This window comes from Maribacter algicola, assembly GCF_003933245.1.
In the GTDB taxonomy this organism is placed as follows: Bacteria; Bacteroidota; Bacteroidia; order Flavobacteriales; family Flavobacteriaceae; genus Maribacter; species Maribacter algicola.
Map to the genome: position 1 here is coordinate 225,848 of NZ_QUSX01000002.1, position 17,829 is coordinate 243,676.

The following is a 17,829-nucleotide window of genomic DNA, read 5'->3' on the forward strand; positions in this document are numbered from 1 at the left end:
TAATTTAAAAAAGTAAAAATGACAGCTATAAAAGCCTATGCCGCTGCCTCCAAGGAAGCGGATCTTAAACCTTTGAATATTGAGAGAAGGAGTACAAGATCAGACGATGTTAAAATTGACATTCTATACTGTGGGGTGTGTCATAGTGATTTACATCAGGTACGGAATGATTGGAAAAATTCCATATATCCGGTCGTGCCCGGTCATGAAATCATTGGTAAGGTGTTGGAAGTAGGCAGCAATGTATCGGATTTTAAAGAAGGTGATTTGGTTGGCGTAGGCTGTTTGGTTGATTCATGTAAGACCTGTGGTGCTTGCAAAGACGATTTGGAACAATTTTGCGAAAATGGGGCCACCTTTACCTACAACGGCGAGGACAAACATTTGGGCGGGCATACCTTTGGTGGCTATTCCGAAAGCATTGTGGTCGATAAGGATTTTGTCTTGCGGATTCCTGAAAATTTGGATGCCAAAGCAGCCGCTCCTTTGCTCTGTGCAGGTATTACCACGTATTCGCCATTGGCGCATTGGGGCGTAAAAGAGGGTGACAAGGTTGGCGTAATCGGTTTAGGAGGTTTGGGACATATGGGAATTAAGTTTGCCCATGCCATGGGAGCCCATACGGTCATGATTACAACCTCTCCGGATAAAAGCAGCGATGCCAAAAAATTAGGAGCCGATGAAGTCCTTATTTCCAAAAACGAGGACGACATGAAAAAACATGCCGGAAGTTTTGATTTTCTATTGAATACCATTCCTGTAGGACACGATATGAATCCGTATGCCAATCTTTTAAAAAGGGATGCCACGATGGTCATTGTTGGTGCAGTGGAGCCTCTGGACCCCTTGCATGGTGGAAGTTTAATAATGGGTAGAAAGCGTATTGCCGGATCTTTGATCGGGGGTATTAAGGAAACCCAAGAGATGCTCGACTTTTGTGGGGAGCATGATGTAGTGTGCGATATTGAAATGATCAACATCCAAGATATAAATGAGGCCTATGACCGTCTTCAAAAATCGGATGTGAAATATCGATTCGTTATCGATATGAAATCGCTTAAGGAAAGTTGATTCTGGAAAGGAGCATACGGAAATAATAAAGACGGTCATTGACCGTCTTTTTATTTTATCCCATGCAAACTGAAGGTGTTTAATTACCTTCGTCTACTATTGGCTCCGCTGCCAACAGAAAATCCTGAACCGTGCTGTTGGCAGCATTTATATCTGCGGATAGGGTATCGCTTTGAACATAGGTCTCCAAACCTGCAGTGGTTCTGTAGCTACCGGCCGGAATTCCCATAATCATATAGTTTCCATCTATATCGGAAAAGGTCGTCAATGTATCGGTTTCATTGAATATCTCAACCAATGCACCTTCCAGTCCCAAAGGAGTTTCTTCCACGAGTGTTGAAACGTTGCCTTTAAGGGTTCCTGCCTTAGATATATTTGATGCTTTGATCACCGGTTTGAAGTTAAACCCGTTAATACCTCCGGCTATTTTTGTGTTTCCTTTGGCTACAAAGGATTTACTTACATCAAAATCCAATAATAGATCTGCTGATAAACCACCCACCACGGTTAGTCCCGGATTGATAAAAACCTTGATACCCGTCTGATCTCCACTTGGCACTTTGAGTTCATATTCAGTGCCATCCTTTAGAACTACGTTTACTCCTTTAACATAGACCCTAACCAAATCATAGGTACCGGCAGGAACATCCAAATTGGCCATGTTAGCCGTTGTTCCATTCACCAAGGTCAAAAGGTTTAAGGGAATTTCCTCTTCCATCAATACGATAAAAGGAGAGGACAATTCCTCAGAATCCTCCACTAGACTTTGATCATCATCAGATACCCTCGTACCTTCCTTCAACCGGGCATCGATTTTAAAAACTGTTACGTTAGCCTCAGCCACTTGATCAAAAGGAAAGGGGGCATCGACCATTTGTACACGTAGCCTTCCCGTTCCATCCATGTTTGGAGAGTCATCTGAACAACTAGTAGCTAAAAATAGGGTACATGCGAGTAGGGTGAAAAAAAGATTTGTTTTCATTTTAAAATGTTTTTTATGGTTCCCAAAGAATCAGGGAACCTTGTTATTTTAAAAAGTTGGGCGCTGCGAAATTGCAAAAAAATGAAGATAGAAACGATAAAGAAATCACAAATTCGACGAACTGCATGTGTCCAAAACCGAAAAAATACTGACTCTTTCAGTTATTGGGGCTGGTGCCGAACCACTTGGCAATCACATTTTCGGCAGGTTTGTAACGGGGAGAGAAATCAAGATCGGTTTTTGCACTTTCTGAAGTGGTCCTATTTTGCCATTCCCAGATATAAATGCCCGCAAACCAAGGTTTGTCCCAATTTTTTTTGAACATGGCCTCATAGGCCAGTTGCTGGGTCCGGTCCGATTTCTTCATGGTATACTTATTAAAATAAGAACCCCATTCCCATGGTTTTATGGTAGCATCCGGGGTGCTTTTATAGCCCACTTCCGTAAAAAGAATGGGCTTGTCATACTTTTCATGTATATCCTCCAAAGCGGTCAAATGTCTGTCCCAGCCTTTTTCAATGCTTTCCAAAGTGGGGTGTTCCTCTTTCGTAAGAGGAAAATAGGCTTGTATGCCAATGTAGTCGAGTTGGTCCCAAAAAGCGATATGTTCATATTCGTCGTGCCAGTTGGCAGCGTAGGTGAGTTTGCCATCATACATGGAACGAATTTCCGAAATGAGTAATCGCCATTTTTCGGGTTGTTTTTTTATTGAGGTCTTTAGTTCCGTTCCCACACAGAATAGTTCCGTGTTCGTTTCTTGGGCTATTTTGGCGTACTTGAGCATGTTCTTGCGGTAACTTTCAAACCATAGGTCCCAAGCCTCGTCATCCTTTAATTGGATGTTTGCCCGCCAACCTTCCATCATCCACAAATGGGGTTTTAAATGCACGTGCAGCCCGTTTTTATGTAGGTCGTTGATAGCCCTCACGATGCTGGAATCCCTTCGGCTGTAGGTTTCCATGGATTCCGGAACGTCCATCTGGGAGGTTTTTTCGTTTTCCTGATGTAAAAACGGAATGACCGCAACCCATTCCACATTGGCCCTGATCAAGTTGTTTATCGCTTCGGTATTGTCGTCCGACCAACCAAAAACGCTGGCTCCCCTGTGCTTTTGGTCACTTTCATAATAGTGATTTGCCTTTCCCGATGTGTTCATGGCGCCATGGTCCCATTGAAAATCGTGCCCCTCGTTGGCATTGATGAAGACCACGGTCTTAAATCCTACGATCAAAAGTACTATGGGCAATATAAAACGTAGTGAAAACTGTCGCCATGCCGTAGCGCTTCCCTTTTTTTGTCCCACTTTTATAAAATGTACGATTACAAAATAAAGTAGGCCAAAAAGTATAAAAAGAACATGAAAACCTATGAGGATGAACTTGCGGGAAGCCAGTTCAAAGAAAAAGATGATATATTCAGAAAGGCTTTCATTTCTCCTGGTAAACCGGACTAGGAAATACACAAAAGTTGCTGCCCATAGGACTAGGTACAGCAAAACCAAATGTATACCACGCTTTTGCATTATTACTTCTTTTTTTCCATTTCAACCGCAATTGCCCTGGCACCCGCATCACGTTCCTTAAGCTCAGTTATAATCTTGGCATGGTCCTTTACCCTTCCCTGTGATAGTTTGTAGGTAGCCTGGATATCCGTTATCCTTATCTTAAATCCCACAACGCCCCTGATCTGAGACATGGTTTTATCGGACATGTCGTGCAATGAAATGGGATGTTTGGAATCCTTTTCATATTTGTCCACCAGCTTGTGCATGGAAGCCAACACTTCATCTTCCGACAAAATTCGAATATTTCCGTATACATGCACTGCGATATAGTTCCAAGTGGGTACTTCCTCATCGGTATACCAAGAGGAGGAAACATAACTGTGCGGCCCGTTAAAAATGCAAAGTACTTCATCACTGCCGTTAAAACTTTTCCATTGCGGATTGGCTTTGGAGATATGGCTGAACAAAAAATCGGTTCCATGCGTATCAGTGACCAATTCCAAAGGAATATGGGTGGCCCAAGGTTTTCCATCGACCTGATTCACCAAAATACCAAAACCGTTGTTTTTGATAAAATCCTTCACTTGGGAAATGTCCTCGTTTTTATAGTGGTTGGGCGTATACATGGTATAAAGTTAGTAAAACATCAATTCAGGCAAGAATCAAATTAAAAGCGTCAAGGTGTTTGGCAAAGGAAAGGTAAATTCAATGGAACTTAAAAAAAATTAAAATGCCATTTATAACAAATAAGAAAGGAAAGGAAGCCGTTGATATCTTCTATGAGGACTACGGAGAAGGACAACCGGTTATTTTAATTCACGGATGGCCCCTGAGCAGAAAATCCTGGGAACAGCAAGTATGGAAAATTGTACAAGAAGGATATCGATGTATATCCTATGATCGTAGGGGATTTGGAATATCCTCGGCACCATGGGGCGACTACGATTATTCCGCACTGGCGAGCGATCTAGATACTCTTATTGAAGGCCTGGAATTGGATAATGTTGTTATTGTTGGATTCTCCATGGGAGGTGGCGAAGTAGTCCGATATTTAACGGATTATGGAAGCGGTAAAATCGCCAAAGCGGCCCTAATCAGCTCCATCATTCCATTGGTAAAGAAAAAGGAGGACAATCCTCACGGTGTACCGGAAAATGTATTGGATAACATTAAGGATGCCCTGCAAAAGGATCGGGTAGGGTTTTTAAAAACCTTCCATACCGGTTTCTACAACTACGATGATAATAAAAACAAGGTGAGCGAGGGCCAATTGGAGTATGATTTTATCATTGCCTCCCACGCCTCCCCAAGAGCTACGATTCAAACGGCATTGGCCTGGATGCATACCGATTTTAGACCAGAGCTGAAGAACGTGGATGTACCTACCTTAATCGTCCACGGAGATGCAGATGAAACTGTACCTATCGAAACCTCTGCAGAACAGGCGGCCAAGGGAATAAAGGACAATACCTATGAAGTGATTAAAGGAGCTCCCCATGGTTTGAATATTACGCATTCTAAGGAGTTGAACGATATATTGATTTCTTTTTTGAAGAACTAAAATTTATAGAAAAGAAGAAGTAAAAAGGGCCTTTTAAAAAGGCTCTTTTTTTGTTAGTGGAATTAAGTAATTTATACTTAATTAATAGTTTGAATAAATTTGATTACAAAATATAAAACATGACCGAAGTAGAAATCCTCAAAAAGCAGACGATGTCGGCCTATGAATGGACAAACAAACTCATAGCCTCCGTTCCTTCCGATAAGTGGGAAATCATCCCGGAAGCTTTAGGTTCAAATCTTAGTTGGCAAATAGGGCATCACATTATAAGCATATATTTCCATTCCATCATGACCACGGTAGGGCACCTTCCGGAACTTCTTGAAAAGCTGGATTTAAGGTTGTATACCAAACTTTGTGGTTATGGCACCTTTGCCCAAGAAATGAAGGGAGCTTGGACCCCAGATGCCCTTACGTCCGATTTACAACGCATGCAAGATACATCCTTGGAGGTCATCAACTCGTTGTCGGAATCCGACCTGTGGCAACCCGTAGAACCGACCAAAGTGCCGCACCCCGTGGCCAAGACCAAGTTTGAAGCCATCGATTGGAACATAAAACACACCATGTGGCATTGTGGACAAATGGCGACCATCAAGAGATTGGTGGATAAACCGTACGACTACGGACTTCAAAAGCGGGTTTGAAACTTCAAAACCTTTCGGTGTCTTTGCTCCCCCATATACCGGTAATACCGAGTTCTTACAATTGATAATAATAAATTCGCTATTTTAAGTGGTGTTTTTTAGAACTTAGTTGTTTTATCATAAAGCGACCATCCCATGAAAAAAATATACCTGTTGTTTTTGGTACCCTTTTTATTCTCTTTTCAGTGTGAGGATGAAATTGATCCCCTTTATAGCTCGGAATTTTACATTCAAAACAATTCAAGTATCCAACTAATTTGGTTAAATGTTGATATGGAAGAAATTCCTATTGAGAGTATGTCGGACCAGTTTATTGGTGTTTCCACAGATAAGGATTTTCTTGTACCCCCATCCAAAACATTGGCTTTTAATGCCATTACCCTTTATAAAAAAGAAAGGTCCGGAGACCTTACCATGGTCTACTTGCAGCGGCCCATTGAGGATAATTTATGGAGCTTTGATAAATTATCCCAGTATGAAGGCATATACCAATTGATAATAACGAATGCTTCTCTAGCCCCGTAATCCCACGTTAAGGACTATTCTTTGAGTTCGATTATTTGCCTAATTGATAGTATTGATGCGAGAATTCTGGGGTTGAAACCTTTTCACATCTTTTTTTCTTAAAATTCAAAAACACAGGTAATTGGTGTGAAAAATTTCGGGCCAACGTATTACAATCTGGATTATATTTGGATACAACCTAAAACCAATACCATGGCATCTACAAAAACCAACAAAATTGTCTTTTGGACCACTACAATTATTATTTTTTTAATGGAAGGGGTCATGCCCGCATTGACCTTCCAGACAGAACTCGCCAAAGAGGGCATACGACATTTGGGCTACCCGGAGTATTTTGGTAATGCCTTGGTCGTTTTTAAGGTATTGGGTGCCTTGGCATTGATCATTCCACAAGTACCAAAGCGCATCAAGGAATGGGCCTATGCCGGTTTTGCGTTCGACTTTATATTTGCCAGTATCAGCCATTTTGCGGTAGATGGGATGGATTTCCAGTCCTTTTTCCCTTTAATAATTTTGGGAATACTCATCGCCTCTTACCTGTCCCTTCATAAACTACAAAAAACCGACTAAGTAAAACTTTGGGTATTCTGTCACTAAGCAGTTTTTCCTGAGTACAGTAGAAGGCGCTCGAAGGGGAGGCGATACCCACATAGTTTCCCGTTTTCTTGCCCAAAACAATTTTTTGTGAGAAATTTAGGGGACTTCCCCCTTACAGAAGAATAAGTACACTTACATCTTCTCAAAATTAGTACCGGTTCTAATATATTAATTATGAGACACCTATCATTTCTAGTATTGGTCTTTTGTCTGGCTGCATGCAATTCCAGCAAGTTGGATCAATTGTCTTTGGTTATTTCAAATGTGAATCTGATTGATGGAACGGGCATGCCCATGAAAGCAAATGTTTCCATTGGTATTCGAGATGGTAAAATAGTTGTCATTGATTCCGTACTTAATCATAACGCAGAGAGAGAAATAGATGCCTCTGGAAAATATCTCATTCCTGGATTATTTGATTGTCACGTCCACACCACGGATTTTAAAAGTGATTTTTCCAAATATGTGCACTATGGTATAACATCCGTATTCATCACCGGTGGAAGTTTATGCACTAATCAATATTATGCCAGTATGCGTTCTTTTGGCAATCAGGACACGTTACCAGCGCCCATAGTATTTCATACAAGTCAACATTTTACCTTGGAGGGTAGGCACCCGTTGAAAACATATAAAGGAAACTGGGAAGATGGTAAATCAGTTTTCCTACTTAAAGACACGCTTCAAATAGAAAATTTGATAAAAGAGGTAACCCGGTACCCCATTGTTGGAATTAAGCTTACAATTGAAGATGGACCCCATCCTCCTTGGGTGGAGCGAATGCCGCAAGCTTTCATCAACAAGGTTCAGAAAGAGGCAATGAATAACGATACAGAGGTTTTTGCCCATGTTAGTGACAATATGGAACTTGAAATGGCCATGGATGCGGGTATTCAAAACATTGTTCATTGGACAGGCATAGATATTGATTTTCAAAGAGATACGGTTCTTTTGGAAAAATTGTACCAGGTGAGGCCGTCCTTTATTACCACATTGATGATAGATAAGGGTTTCTTATATCCTTTGTATCCAGAATGGGTAGCCGACCTTCGGCATGAAAATGTATTTGATGAAGCATATTTTGAAAATGTGAACAAACCAGAGTTTTTGGCACGTGCCAATGAAAATATGGGATTTTGGAGAGACTATTTTCAGAAGGATGATGTACAGTTGGAGGATATTGCCCGCTTTCAGGTCGATGATATAAAAGTCTTGTATAAAAGCGGTATACAGTTCGCTTTGGGTACCGATACCGGCTTTTTTGTAATGCCAGGATATAGCTTGCACGAAGAAATGCAACTCTTTGAATTGGGAGGGATGGATCAATTGGATATTATCAAAATGGCTACCTCCAACGCCGCTGAAATGATGCATGCCCAGGATAGTTTAGGAACGATCGAAATTGGAAAAATAGCCAATATGGTGTTGTTGGACAGAAATCCATTGAAAGAGATTCGCAATACATTGGCCATTAATACCGTCATCAAAAGAGGAAAGGTGCAAAAACGAATTGAAAAATAAGTCGAACGATATATGATTTAAATAATTACGCAAGAATTGGTACCTCAGTAGCTTTTTGAAATAGGCGCTTGAGCGGAGCCTAAGTAAAAGCGAACCCACATGTTTCCCCTTTTCACAGCCAAGACCCAAATCTAGCTCAAAATAATATCATTATTAATATTTATCATAAAGTGAAAATTATTTATTGTTTATCAATAAATAATTATCTAATTTTATTCCATCTAATAATATTAATCATGAAAACACGGGTTAAAGCAAATAATCTCATATTTAAAGGTTTGAAAATCATTTCTTGGGTAATCTTTGTGGGGCTATCGGTGGAAGCAGGAGGCCTGCTCGTCAATTTTATTTTTAGTCTTGTCCGGCCAGAATTTATCCAGAACCTTTATCAGAAACTGGATCTGAGTCAGTTATATCAAAATAGTAAGTGGGCTTTTTTTGGAATGTATGGATTTGTACTGACCATATCCATTTTAAAGGCGGTCCTATTCTACCAGGTTGTTTTATTGGTAACTAAAATTGACCTGTCCAAACCGTTCAATAGTTGGGTTTCCAAACAAATTCTTAAAATTAGCTATTATACCCTCTCCATTGGATTATTAAGTTTTATTGCGAGGCAGTTGGCAAAGGACTTGGGACACAATGGTTTTGTTTTGAATCAGTTGGAGGCGTTCTGGGCAGATAGTCAGGCATTCATTTTAATGGCGGCTGTTATTTATGTTATTGGAACAATATTTTCCAAAGGAGTGGAGTATCAAGAAGAACTGGAAGAAACGGTATAGATTATGGCAATTATTGTAAACTTGGATGTAATGATGGCAAAGCGAAAAATGTCGCTCAATGATTTGTCCGAAAGGGTCAATATTACCTTGGCAAATCTTTCAAAACTTAAAACGGGAAAGGTAAGGGCCATTCGATTTAGTACCTTGGAAGCTGTGTGCGAGGCCTTGGATTGCCAACCCGGTGATTTATTGGAATACTCCAAGGAATAAACGACCCAAATTAATCAAAGTATCTGCAGGGCGTTAAATATTTGATGCCCGAAGTGCCTGCCCTGTACCTTTCGAAAATGCTCAAGGGAAACTAAAGTCGAAGGGGCATCGCTCTCGGTGGTTGAGCAGCCTGCCCTGAGCCTTTCGGCTACGCTCAAGATAAACTAAAGTCGAAGGGGAGTCGAAACCATATCTCTGGAAAGCGATGTCACACATATTTCCCCATTTCCTTGCCTAACTCATTTTTTTGTAGGATTTTTAATTCACTTCCCCTGAAATTTAATAGGTGTAATTGTACACATATCCAATTATTGGAAATAAGCTGAAAAAAATATGAGCGAATATTTAGCCTATATAAAATACGAAGGAGAACTCGTCAAAGATGGATACTTGGATGCTCGAAAATCAGCGGAAATTCTAATTGGAATTGATGAAGTAATCCGCTTTTTCTTATTTCAAGAGCATAAGAATTCCTCTAAACTGGATATTGAAATTCCAATTAGAGTAGAAAAAGGAAGTTGGATGGCATTAATTCCACCTGACTTTTCATCATGGATTCTTGCTGCTCTTGGTGGTCTTGTAACTGCATACGGAGCGACTGCATTAAATACAATCGCAAAAAACGATTTTAAAAATGTTACATCTAAGGACATTGCTAAGAAAATTGTCAAGGGTATTAAATGGACAATTGAAATTATAAAACACCTGAAAAAGAAAAAGGTTAAACAATTTCCAGATGCTAAAATAAAATTAGAACAAGGAATTCAAATGGTCGGAATCACAAATGAGAACGGAGATATACTTTATGTTCCATTGGAATATTTAGAGTTATACACAAAAGTTCCCGAGAAACTATTAGATAAACTGACCAAGCAAATTGAGGAAGAAAGAGAATTAGAAATTGATTTCAGTAATGAAAACAAAGGCGATAAAGACGACACAGGTTCGCCTGCTAAAATAACGTACGGTCAAAAATCATTGTTCTACGAGGATAAAGACGAAGACGATATTTTGTTTCCCGAACTTAAACACGGAACGTATATTGAATTACAAGGTCATTTAACAAGAGGAAACGAAAAAACGAATACGCTTGGATTTGAATATGAAAATCACATTTTGACTTGTATTCCTTATGAAGGTAGTATTAGAAGTGAAAAGCAAACATTGTTTTCAAATTGCACAATAAAAGGTTATGTCGATAGATTGTCTAAAGATGGAACTTTTAAAGAAAAAAGACCAATAATTAGATACTTGGAAATTGAAAATAACGATGAAGAGAAACCAAACCTATTTGGATAAAAGCCAGCAGGTAACAATGTATAACCGCAATTACGGCGGATTCGACTACGTCCGAATGCACTCGGAATAGCTAAAGTTTTTGCCAAATTTAAAATTAACGCATATTAACCGGTAACTGAAGGTTTTACGAGACAGTTCGGTGTAAAACAGACCTCAAATTTTTTAAAAAACATTAGAATTAAGGCGATTAGAATTAAAAAAAACGAAATCATGAAAAAGATTTTTTTTGTATTGCTATTTGTGTCCATACCAACACTTCTATCCGCTCAATTAAATGATAACGGAAAATCGAGCAATAACTCGATCAAAGGAAAAGTGTCTCCAGAATTCAAAAATACTTTGATGTATTATTCTCATATTCCATATAGCCCATATGGTATTAAGTATTCATATTGTAAATCTTGGGGATTTTACATAAGTGCAACATACGATTTTGAGACGGTGGATGGTGATGCATTTCTAAATGCTGGCGTCGTTAAATCTATTACTGATAAACTACGTGGTTATCTTGGCTCAGGTTATAATCCTCTTTGGGATGAGGCCAGCGTAGAAACTGGGGTGACTTTCGTTTTTGGAAATTTTGCTTTGGATACAGGAGGAGGATTTAACTTTGTTGAACCTGAATATAGTTACATAAATTTAGGGGTTGGATTTAATTTCTAACCGATAGTTGCACCTAAAACATTGTATTGAAAATCCTTAATTTTATATCCACATTCATTCCATCCCCAACTCCGCCAACACAGGCAAATGATCCGAGATATGCATGTTATTTTTCATACGGTCATCAATATGGAGATAGCTTTCCACCTCTAGATTCTCCACAAAAATATAGTCGATACGCCGGTCCAACACCATATTTGGGTCAAACCCATTAAAGGTGCCCGTAGGGCCGTAAAATGGTTGTTGTGTCGCGTGCTGGGCGTCTGTCATCCCTGCTTGCATCAACTGTATGGGTTCGGAGTCTGGCTCCAGGTTAAAATCCCCCGTCACCACCACGGGCAGGTTTTGGGTATTTACCGCCTTGATCTGTTGTAAGATGAGGTTTACGCTCTGTTTTCGGGCTTCGGTGCCTATATGGTCAAAATGGGTATTGAATACATAGAGTTCCTTGCCCGTACTTTTTTCTTTAAAGAGTCCGTAGGTACAAATCCTTTCCAAGGCAGCATCCCAACCCTTGGAAACCTTTTCCGGGGTGGGGGACAACCAAAAAGTGTTGGTACGTAATAGTTCAAAATATTGACTATTGTATAAAATAGGGGAGTACTCGCCCTTTTGTTTGCCATCGTCCCGGCCCACACCTATATAAGCGTAGTTTGGGAGCTGTTGGTCCAGATATGCCAATTGGTGGTGCAAGACCTCCTGCATGCCCACAAATTGGGGGCCATAGTGCTGCACGAGCCGCACCATGGCCTCCTTTCTAAAATTCCAGTTGTTTACGGTATCGTTGACGTTGTCATACTTGATGTTGTAGGACATCACCTTAAACTCTTGTGCGGAAAGGCCGTTGACCAATACTGCCAGTAAAATCGTGCAGTATAATTTATTCAATATTACCATCTGTTTATTATCTGGTTAAAGGTTATAACACTGCTCCCGACAACTATCGGGATGTATTGCGGTTACTTTTAGTTTTCATAAACTTTTCAGCGTATTTGTCATTTCGAACGTAGTGAGAAATCTCATTACAAATGTGACATAATTAGATTCCTCGTCGCCCTGACGCTTTGGTCAGGGCTTTGTCGGAATGACTTACACTCAAAAAAGAACTTCATTCTTTCTAATAAAAAGCTATGTATTAAAAAATTCATGTTGGTTTATTTTCTGTAAGCTTTTCAGCGTATTTGTCATTTCGAACGTAGTGAGAAATCTCCTTTTAAATGTAATACCATGAGATTCCTCGTCGCCCTGATGATTTGGTCAGGGCTCTGTCGGAATGACTTGCTCTCAAAAAAGAACTTCATTCTTTTAAGTAAGACAAGGATTTAAAATCCATAGCCGTTTATTCCGTTTTGTATTTGTTGAACCATGCCAATACCGAGGCGATTTTAGCGACCAAATTACTGGGTCGATTCGCGATGCCATGTCCTGCGCCGGGAATACGTACCATGGCGGTTTCCACGCCTTCCAGTTTTAGGGCGGTGTAGAATTGCTCGGATTCCGCAATAGGAGTCCTATAATCTTCCTCGCCCGTCAGCAGCATGGTGGGCGTGGTCACATTCGCGACGTAGTTCAGCGGCGAACGTCTAAAATAGTTCTCAGGGTCTTCCCAAGGTTTCTTCCCAAACCAGTATTTGGAGAAGAAAGCGGCCCCATCGGCATAGAGCACAAAGCTTGTCCAGTTGATAACGGGCTTGGCCACCACGGCGGCCTTAAAACGGTCCGTTTTGCCCACGATCCACGCCGTAAGCACTCCACCACCGCTACCTCCGGTAACAAATAGGTTATTGGTATCCACATAGCCTTTTCCGATCACGGCATCCACGCCGCTCATGAGATCCTCATAATCATGGTTGGGATAATCGTGGTGGATGAGGTTGCCAAATTCGGCCCCGTAACTGGTACTCCCACGCGGATTTGAATACAACACCACGTAACCTGCTGCGGCATAGGCCTGAATCTCGGCACTGTATACGGAACCATAACTTTGGAAAGGTCCGCCGTGGATTTCCAGGATAAAGGGATATTTTTTGTTCGGGTCAAAATTAGGTGGGGTTACGATCCATCCTTGTATTTTTCGGTCGTCAAAAGAGGAATTCCACCAGATTTCCTCCACTTCGCCCACATTACGGAAAGAAAACAGGTCATCGTTTAAAAAGGTGAGTCGTTGGCTTCCTTTTTTATCGGCCACGGCCAGATCGGACGGATGTTGTGTACCACCCAAGGTATAGGCAAACTTGCCGTTGTTGGACACGGTAAAGTCGGCCTGATTGTAGGGCCTGCCCAGGGAAAGTCCGCCAAGTCCTTCGGCGATGGTCGTAACCTTTCCATACAAGGTGATGTGGCCTATTTTGGAATCTCCTTCGGAATCATACTGAAAATAGAGTCCTTTCCCGTCCGAAGCCCATTGTACATTGCCAATATCACGATCAAAATCCGCCGAAAGCAATTGGGAATTGCTACCATCGGCATTCATTACATACAATTGGGTCAATTCATAGCCCTGAAAGGTATCATCATTCCCCGTATAGGCAATTTTTCTACCGTCGGGGGAAAGTGTGGGAGAACCATCGGGACCAAAGCGGTCCGTCAGTGCGGTTACGCTATTATCGTTAAGGTCTAATTTGTAGACTTCGCTGTTTGCGGGTTCAAAATCTGATTCAGGATGAAAATTGGCGGAGAAATACAGGCTTTTGCCATCGTTGGACCAAACAGGCGCACCGTGGTCAAATTCGGCTGTGGTCAGTTGCTTGGGCGTGCCTCCATTGACCGATAATATAAATAGTTGGTCATTCCCACTTTTGATATATCCCTGTCCATCACCACGGTAGTTGAGTTTGTCAATATAGGTAGGGGGGGTGTTCCATTTGGCACCTTCGGGCTTGGCGGGCATTTTGACAAGGGATTCGTCCGTTGCGGGCACGAACATATTGAAGGCCACATAACGGTCATCTTGCGACCAGCTTACGGCTCCGGGTGCCATAGGCGTATTGGTCAGTGGTGCGGTTTCTTTGGTGTCCAACCACATGAGGTAGAGTTTCATCTTGTCGTCCGCCATATTGGATTTAAAGATGATTTTTTTACCGTCGTGCGACCATCTAGGATAGTAATCGTTCTGGTTCCCGGTTGTTAACGGTCGGTTTTGGCTGCCGTCAAAATTTACGATCCAGAGATTGGATAGGTTTTTGTCCGTCATAATGTCCTTAAAGTTCCGCACATAGATGATTTTGGAGCCATCCGGCGATATCTGGGGATCTGATACAAACTCGTAATTAAAGATATCCGTAAGTTCGAGGTTGGTTTTGGTCTGTGCCGATACGGTCGTTACACAGAGGAGAAAGGCGATGATGCCGATACAATTCTTCATAGGGTGGTGCTTGTTTAGTTTGAGCCATGAATTTACGGATTTTGTCTTTAAGAGTTATTAGCTCTAAGTTAATAGTTATAAGTTGCAAGAAATTATAACGGTGAATGAATCACGAACCCACCAACCGCTAGTTCATTAATTACTAACTACTATTTTACTTACCTTAAGGCTATGAAAGAGAAAATACATTTACATCAAATACATCCGGTGCTTCCCGTATGGGACGTTTTGGATGCGTTGGACTTTTATGTAAACCGATTGGGATTCCGGATCGCCTTTGCGGACGATTCCAAAAATCCCAAGTATGCAGGCATCATTCGGGACGATGTGGAGATACACTTGCAGTGGCACGATAAAAAAGATTGGGATTTTGATATCGACCGGCCCATGTTGCGGATTGTCACCCAAAATATTGAAGGACTGTACGATGAATATGCCGAAAAGGATGTGTTCCACTCCCATACTTTGTTACGGGAAACGGCTTGGGGAACGAAGGAATTCGCATTCTACGATCCATTTAAAAATGGCCTGACTTTTTATCGGGATACGCCGAGTATGTAGCAATTTAATTAGAGGTTGGTCATTTAGTTGATAATTTGTCCATTCAAGTATTTTTTCTGGGCTTCGACAACGCTCAGCATTACAGAAAAAACTCGAACTTACGGTTTTGTGAGTGATTGATATTAAGTTGAACAAAGAGTTGAATTTTATTACATAACTGATTGATAATAAGTATTTAAATTAAATAAAAATATTAGAATGAAAGTATTATTTATTGGGGGAACGGGAAATATCAGTACCCCTTCCAGTCGTTTGGCCGTTTCAAAGGGAATGGAGTTGTACCTACTGAACAGAGGCAAGTCCAAAGTAGACATAGCAGGTGCCCATTCCATCATTGGCGACATCAACAAACCTGCATCGTTGTCTGAATTAAAAAAGCACGAATGGGACGTGGTAGTGAACTGGATCGCCTTTACCCCGGCGGATATTGCCCGTGATCTGGACCTGTTCTCAGGAAAAACGAAACAGTATATCTTTATCAGTTCGGCCTCATGCTATCAGACCCCATTGACCTATCCGGTCATTACGGAATCCACTCCGCTAAGTAATAACCTGTGGGACTATTCCAATAATAAAATAAGATGTGAGGAACTGTTGACCAAGGCCTACCAAGAGCAGGGCTTTCCCATGACCATCGTAAGGCCCTCGCATACCTACAACACCATGACGCCCTTGGCCATAGGTGGGTTCGACAAGTACAATACGATAGACCGTATTCTTAAGGGAAAGGAAATCATTGTACACGGCGATGGAACTTCCTTATGGACAGTTACCCATGCGGACGATTTTGCCAAGGGATTTGTTGGGCTTTTGGGACTCAGCACGGCCGTTGGTCACGCCTTTCATATTACTTCGGATGAGGTCCTCAGTTGGAACATGATCTATAAAATAACCGCAGAGGCACTGGGCAAAGAGGCGAATATCGTTCATATTGCTTCCGATTTTATTTGCCAGATAGAACCTTCCTTTACCGGGAGTTTATTAGCAGACAAGAGTGAAAGTGTACTTTTCGACAATACCAAGATTAAGACTTTTGTGCCAGGCTTCAAGGCGACTATTCCCTATTCCGAAGGAATCAAGCGTACCTTAAAATGGCTACAGGAAAAGCCGGAACGGCAATGGATAGACCCGGACACTGAGGCGAAAATCGAAAATGTACTAAGGGCCTATAAATCCATTGGAGGCTAAAGAAAATGTCAGCACCTTTAGTTATACCCAATGTGGACAGCCGTTAAAATACTGATGGCTCCTATAAGTAACATGATTACCGTAGGTTTCCAGGCAAATCGGAACCATTTGTTATACGGAATTCCGCAAATGGCCAAAATAGCCATCAATGCCCCGTTTGTGGGAACTATCATGTCGCCCATAATGGCGCCATATTGGTAGGCCAGTACACATGTCTGTCTCGAAATCCCGATCAAATCCGAAAGCGGAACCAAAATGGGCATGGTCAAAATGGCCTGCCCGGAATAACTGGGGATGGGAAAATGTAAAATGGAATGGGCGACCATCATCAACACTCCGGAGACAGAGGCCGATAGGTATTGTAGGGGACCAAATAGTCCATATACAATGGAATCGATAATCATACCTTCTTTAAGGACCATGGAAATACTGTTTGCCAAGCCGATGATCATGGCCGCAAAGATCATTTCCTTAAATCCGTTGACATAGGCTTCTCCTGTACCGTTCACACCCAATTTTCCCAGAAGACCGGAGACCACGCCCAAGGTAAAAAAGGAGGCGGACATTTCCATAAAGCCCCAATCCAGCTGTAGAAGCCCATACATGACGATGATAAACGTTAAACCTAATAGGGTGAGAATGATCTTGGAATTAAGGGACATTTTTTCGTGGGGAGTGGATACTTCAACTTTTTCCATCCTGTTTTTGGTATTATAGCGGATCAGGTAGATGACCCAAACTAAAAAGGCAATCCCGAGAACTACCAGTCGGTAACCGCTTCCCGAAAGTAAAGGGACACCTGCTTCCTGTTGAGCTATAATAACACCAAACGGGTTTGAGGGACTAAATGAACTGCCCAACACCGTGGATCCGTAGCTCATATATATGGTTGTATAGGTGTTGAAGCCCAAACTTTTTCCAAAAATGAGCAATACGGGCATCATGGCAATCACTTCCTCTTGCATGCCAATACTGACCCCTGCTGCCGTAAACAGTAAGGAGACGATGAATAATGATAAACCTTCCCTTCCCTTCAATACCTTGACCAGTCTATTCAGCCCTTGGGACAGGGCCCCCGTTTTTTCGATAACATAGAAACATCCGCCCAATAATAAGATCAATACAATGACATCGGCTCTGTCTGCAATACCCCTGGGGATGGTCAACATCACCTCAAAAGCCGATAAATGCTTGCCTTGCGCTTCTTCATAAGAATCACTGACCACCCTGGTAATTCCGGAAGCTTCATCCGTAATACGTTCATAGCTGCCCTGGGGCACCACGAAGGTAAGTACCCAGGCGAACAGTATCGCGCCGATAATAATGACAAAGGCATTGGGAAAACTTTTCATGG

Annotated in this window: 18 protein-coding genes; 12 read left to right on the plus strand and 6 right to left on the minus strand. The window is 41.6% G+C overall.

Annotated features, from left to right (window positions below; all coding sequences use genetic code 11):
• Positions 1–18: 18 nt before the first annotated feature.
• Complete coding sequence (locus tag DZC72_RS10180; RefSeq protein ID WP_125222828.1) at positions 19–1,071, plus strand: NAD(P)-dependent alcohol dehydrogenase; 1,053 nt, start codon at positions 19–21, stop codon at positions 1,069–1,071.
• 79 nt (positions 1,072–1,150) lie between these two features.
• On the opposite strand, the gene DZC72_RS10185 is transcribed toward DZC72_RS10180, so the two are convergent.
• The 3 genes from DZC72_RS10185 to DZC72_RS10195 all read right to left on the minus strand — a co-directional run bounded on the left by DZC72_RS10185 (position 1,151) and on the right by DZC72_RS10195 (position 4,183).
• On the minus strand, positions 1,151–2,053 hold the full coding sequence (locus tag DZC72_RS10185) for a DUF4382 domain-containing protein (RefSeq protein ID WP_125222829.1): 903 nt from the start codon (positions 2,051–2,053) through the stop codon (positions 1,151–1,153).
• A 157-nt stretch (positions 2,054–2,210) separates the two neighbouring features.
• Positions 2,211–3,575 carry a glycoside hydrolase family 113 gene (locus DZC72_RS10190; protein WP_125222830.1) on the minus strand — a complete coding sequence of 455 codons (1,365 nt, stop codon included), beginning with the start codon at positions 3,573–3,575 and terminating at the stop codon, positions 2,211–2,213.
• A gap of 2 nt (positions 3,576–3,577) precedes the next feature.
• Positions 3,578–4,183, minus strand: coding sequence for an FMN-binding negative transcriptional regulator (locus tag DZC72_RS10195; protein ID WP_125222831.1), 606 nt, complete (start codon positions 4,181–4,183; stop codon positions 3,578–3,580).
• Positions 4,184–4,287: 104 nt separating this feature from the next.
• On the opposite strand from DZC72_RS10195, the gene DZC72_RS10200 reads away from it, so the two are divergent.
• The 9 genes from DZC72_RS10200 (at position 4,288) to DZC72_RS10240 (ending at position 11,362) form a co-directional block, all read left to right on the plus strand.
• Positions 4,288–5,118 carry an alpha/beta fold hydrolase gene (locus DZC72_RS10200; protein ID WP_125222832.1) on the plus strand — a complete coding sequence of 277 codons (831 nt, stop codon included), beginning with the start codon at positions 4,288–4,290 and terminating at the stop codon, positions 5,116–5,118.
• Positions 5,119–5,237: 119 nt separating this feature from the next.
• On the plus strand, positions 5,238–5,765 hold the full coding sequence (locus tag DZC72_RS10205) for a DinB family protein (protein ID WP_125222833.1): 528 nt from the start codon (positions 5,238–5,240) through the stop codon (positions 5,763–5,765).
• Between the two features lie 135 nt (positions 5,766–5,900).
• Entirely contained in the window at positions 5,901–6,290 is a 390-nt protein-coding gene (locus DZC72_RS10210) for a hypothetical protein (protein ID WP_125222834.1), read from the plus strand.
• Between the two features lie 192 nt (positions 6,291–6,482).
• Entirely contained in the window at positions 6,483–6,860 is a 378-nt protein-coding gene (locus tag DZC72_RS10215; RefSeq protein WP_125222835.1) for a DoxX family protein, read from the plus strand.
• A gap of 201 nt (positions 6,861–7,061) precedes the next feature.
• Positions 7,062–8,408, plus strand: a complete 1,347-nt coding sequence (locus DZC72_RS10220) for an amidohydrolase family protein (RefSeq protein WP_125222836.1) — start codon at positions 7,062–7,064, stop codon at positions 8,406–8,408.
• Positions 8,409–8,644: 236 nt separating this feature from the next.
• Positions 8,645–9,190: a DUF2975 domain-containing protein gene (locus DZC72_RS10225; RefSeq protein ID WP_125222837.1), complete on the plus strand. Its 546-nt coding sequence runs from the start codon at positions 8,645–8,647 to the stop codon at positions 9,188–9,190.
• Positions 9,191–9,193: 3 nt separating this feature from the next.
• Positions 9,194–9,400: a helix-turn-helix domain-containing protein gene (locus tag DZC72_RS10230; RefSeq protein ID WP_125222838.1), complete on the plus strand. Its 207-nt coding sequence runs from the start codon at positions 9,194–9,196 to the stop codon at positions 9,398–9,400.
• Between the two features lie 333 nt (positions 9,401–9,733).
• On the plus strand, positions 9,734–10,699 hold the full coding sequence (locus tag DZC72_RS10235) for a hypothetical protein (RefSeq protein ID WP_125222839.1): 966 nt from the start codon (positions 9,734–9,736) through the stop codon (positions 10,697–10,699).
• Between the two features lie 210 nt (positions 10,700–10,909).
• A complete protein-coding gene (locus DZC72_RS10240; protein ID WP_125222840.1) occupies positions 10,910–11,362 on the plus strand; it encodes a hypothetical protein in 453 nt (150 codons plus the stop codon).
• A gap of 54 nt (positions 11,363–11,416) precedes the next feature.
• On the opposite strand, the gene DZC72_RS10245 is transcribed toward DZC72_RS10240, so the two are convergent.
• Positions 11,417–12,259 carry an endonuclease/exonuclease/phosphatase family protein gene (locus DZC72_RS10245; RefSeq protein WP_394340639.1) on the minus strand — a complete coding sequence of 281 codons (843 nt, stop codon included), beginning with the start codon at positions 12,257–12,259 and terminating at the stop codon, positions 11,417–11,419.
• Between the two features lie 442 nt (positions 12,260–12,701).
• Entirely contained in the window at positions 12,702–14,726 is a 2,025-nt protein-coding gene (locus tag DZC72_RS10250; protein WP_125222841.1) for a S9 family peptidase, read from the minus strand.
• A 171-nt stretch (positions 14,727–14,897) separates the two neighbouring features.
• Between DZC72_RS10250 and DZC72_RS10255 the strand changes: the two genes are divergently transcribed.
• Positions 14,898–15,287, plus strand: a complete 390-nt coding sequence (locus DZC72_RS10255; protein ID WP_125222842.1) for a glyoxalase superfamily protein — start codon at positions 14,898–14,900, stop codon at positions 15,285–15,287.
• A 198-nt stretch (positions 15,288–15,485) separates the two neighbouring features.
• Positions 15,486–16,475, plus strand: a complete 990-nt coding sequence (locus tag DZC72_RS10260) for an SDR family oxidoreductase (RefSeq protein ID WP_125222843.1) — start codon at positions 15,486–15,488, stop codon at positions 16,473–16,475.
• A 17-nt stretch (positions 16,476–16,492) separates the two neighbouring features.
• On the opposite strand, the gene DZC72_RS10265 is transcribed toward DZC72_RS10260, so the two are convergent.
• Positions 16,493–17,827 (minus strand): YfcC family protein, encoded by a 1,335-nt coding sequence (locus DZC72_RS10265; RefSeq protein ID WP_125222844.1) that lies wholly within the window; start codon positions 17,825–17,827, stop codon positions 16,493–16,495.
• Between the last annotated feature and the right edge of the window lie 2 nt (positions 17,828–17,829).

Bases quoted from the DNA above. Each gene is read 5' to 3' on its own strand.
- DZC72_RS10180 (WP_125222828.1), top strand. From the start codon at position 19: ATGACAGCTATAAAAGCCTATGCCGCTGCCTCCAAGGAAGCGGATCTT.
- DZC72_RS10185 (WP_125222829.1), bottom strand. From the start codon at position 2,053: ATGAAAACAAATCTTTTTTTCACCCTACTCGCATGTACCCTATTTTTA.
- DZC72_RS10190 (WP_125222830.1), bottom strand. From the start codon at position 3,575: ATGCAAAAGCGTGGTATACATTTGGTTTTGCTGTACCTAGTCCTATGG.
- DZC72_RS10195 (WP_125222831.1), bottom strand. From the start codon at position 4,183: ATGTATACGCCCAACCACTATAAAAACGAGGACATTTCCCAAGTGAAG.
- DZC72_RS10200 (WP_125222832.1), top strand. From the start codon at position 4,288: ATGCCATTTATAACAAATAAGAAAGGAAAGGAAGCCGTTGATATCTTC.
- DZC72_RS10205 (WP_125222833.1), top strand. From the start codon at position 5,238: ATGACCGAAGTAGAAATCCTCAAAAAGCAGACGATGTCGGCCTATGAA.
- DZC72_RS10210 (WP_125222834.1), top strand. From the start codon at position 5,901: ATGAAAAAAATATACCTGTTGTTTTTGGTACCCTTTTTATTCTCTTTT.
- DZC72_RS10215 (WP_125222835.1), top strand. From the start codon at position 6,483: ATGGCATCTACAAAAACCAACAAAATTGTCTTTTGGACCACTACAATT.
- DZC72_RS10220 (WP_125222836.1), top strand. From the start codon at position 7,062: ATGAGACACCTATCATTTCTAGTATTGGTCTTTTGTCTGGCTGCATGC.
- DZC72_RS10225 (WP_125222837.1), top strand. From the start codon at position 8,645: ATGAAAACACGGGTTAAAGCAAATAATCTCATATTTAAAGGTTTGAAA.
- DZC72_RS10230 (WP_125222838.1), top strand. From the start codon at position 9,194: ATGGCAATTATTGTAAACTTGGATGTAATGATGGCAAAGCGAAAAATG.
- DZC72_RS10235 (WP_125222839.1), top strand. From the start codon at position 9,734: ATGAGCGAATATTTAGCCTATATAAAATACGAAGGAGAACTCGTCAAA.
- DZC72_RS10240 (WP_125222840.1), top strand. From the start codon at position 10,910: ATGAAAAAGATTTTTTTTGTATTGCTATTTGTGTCCATACCAACACTT.
- DZC72_RS10245 (WP_394340639.1), bottom strand. From the start codon at position 12,259: ATGGTAATATTGAATAAATTATACTGCACGATTTTACTGGCAGTATTG.
- DZC72_RS10250 (WP_125222841.1), bottom strand. From the start codon at position 14,726: ATGAAGAATTGTATCGGCATCATCGCCTTTCTCCTCTGTGTAACGACC.
- DZC72_RS10255 (WP_125222842.1), top strand. From the start codon at position 14,898: ATGAAAGAGAAAATACATTTACATCAAATACATCCGGTGCTTCCCGTA.
- DZC72_RS10260 (WP_125222843.1), top strand. From the start codon at position 15,486: ATGAAAGTATTATTTATTGGGGGAACGGGAAATATCAGTACCCCTTCC.
- DZC72_RS10265 (WP_125222844.1), bottom strand. From the start codon at position 17,827: ATGAAAAGTTTTCCCAATGCCTTTGTCATTATTATCGGCGCGATACTG.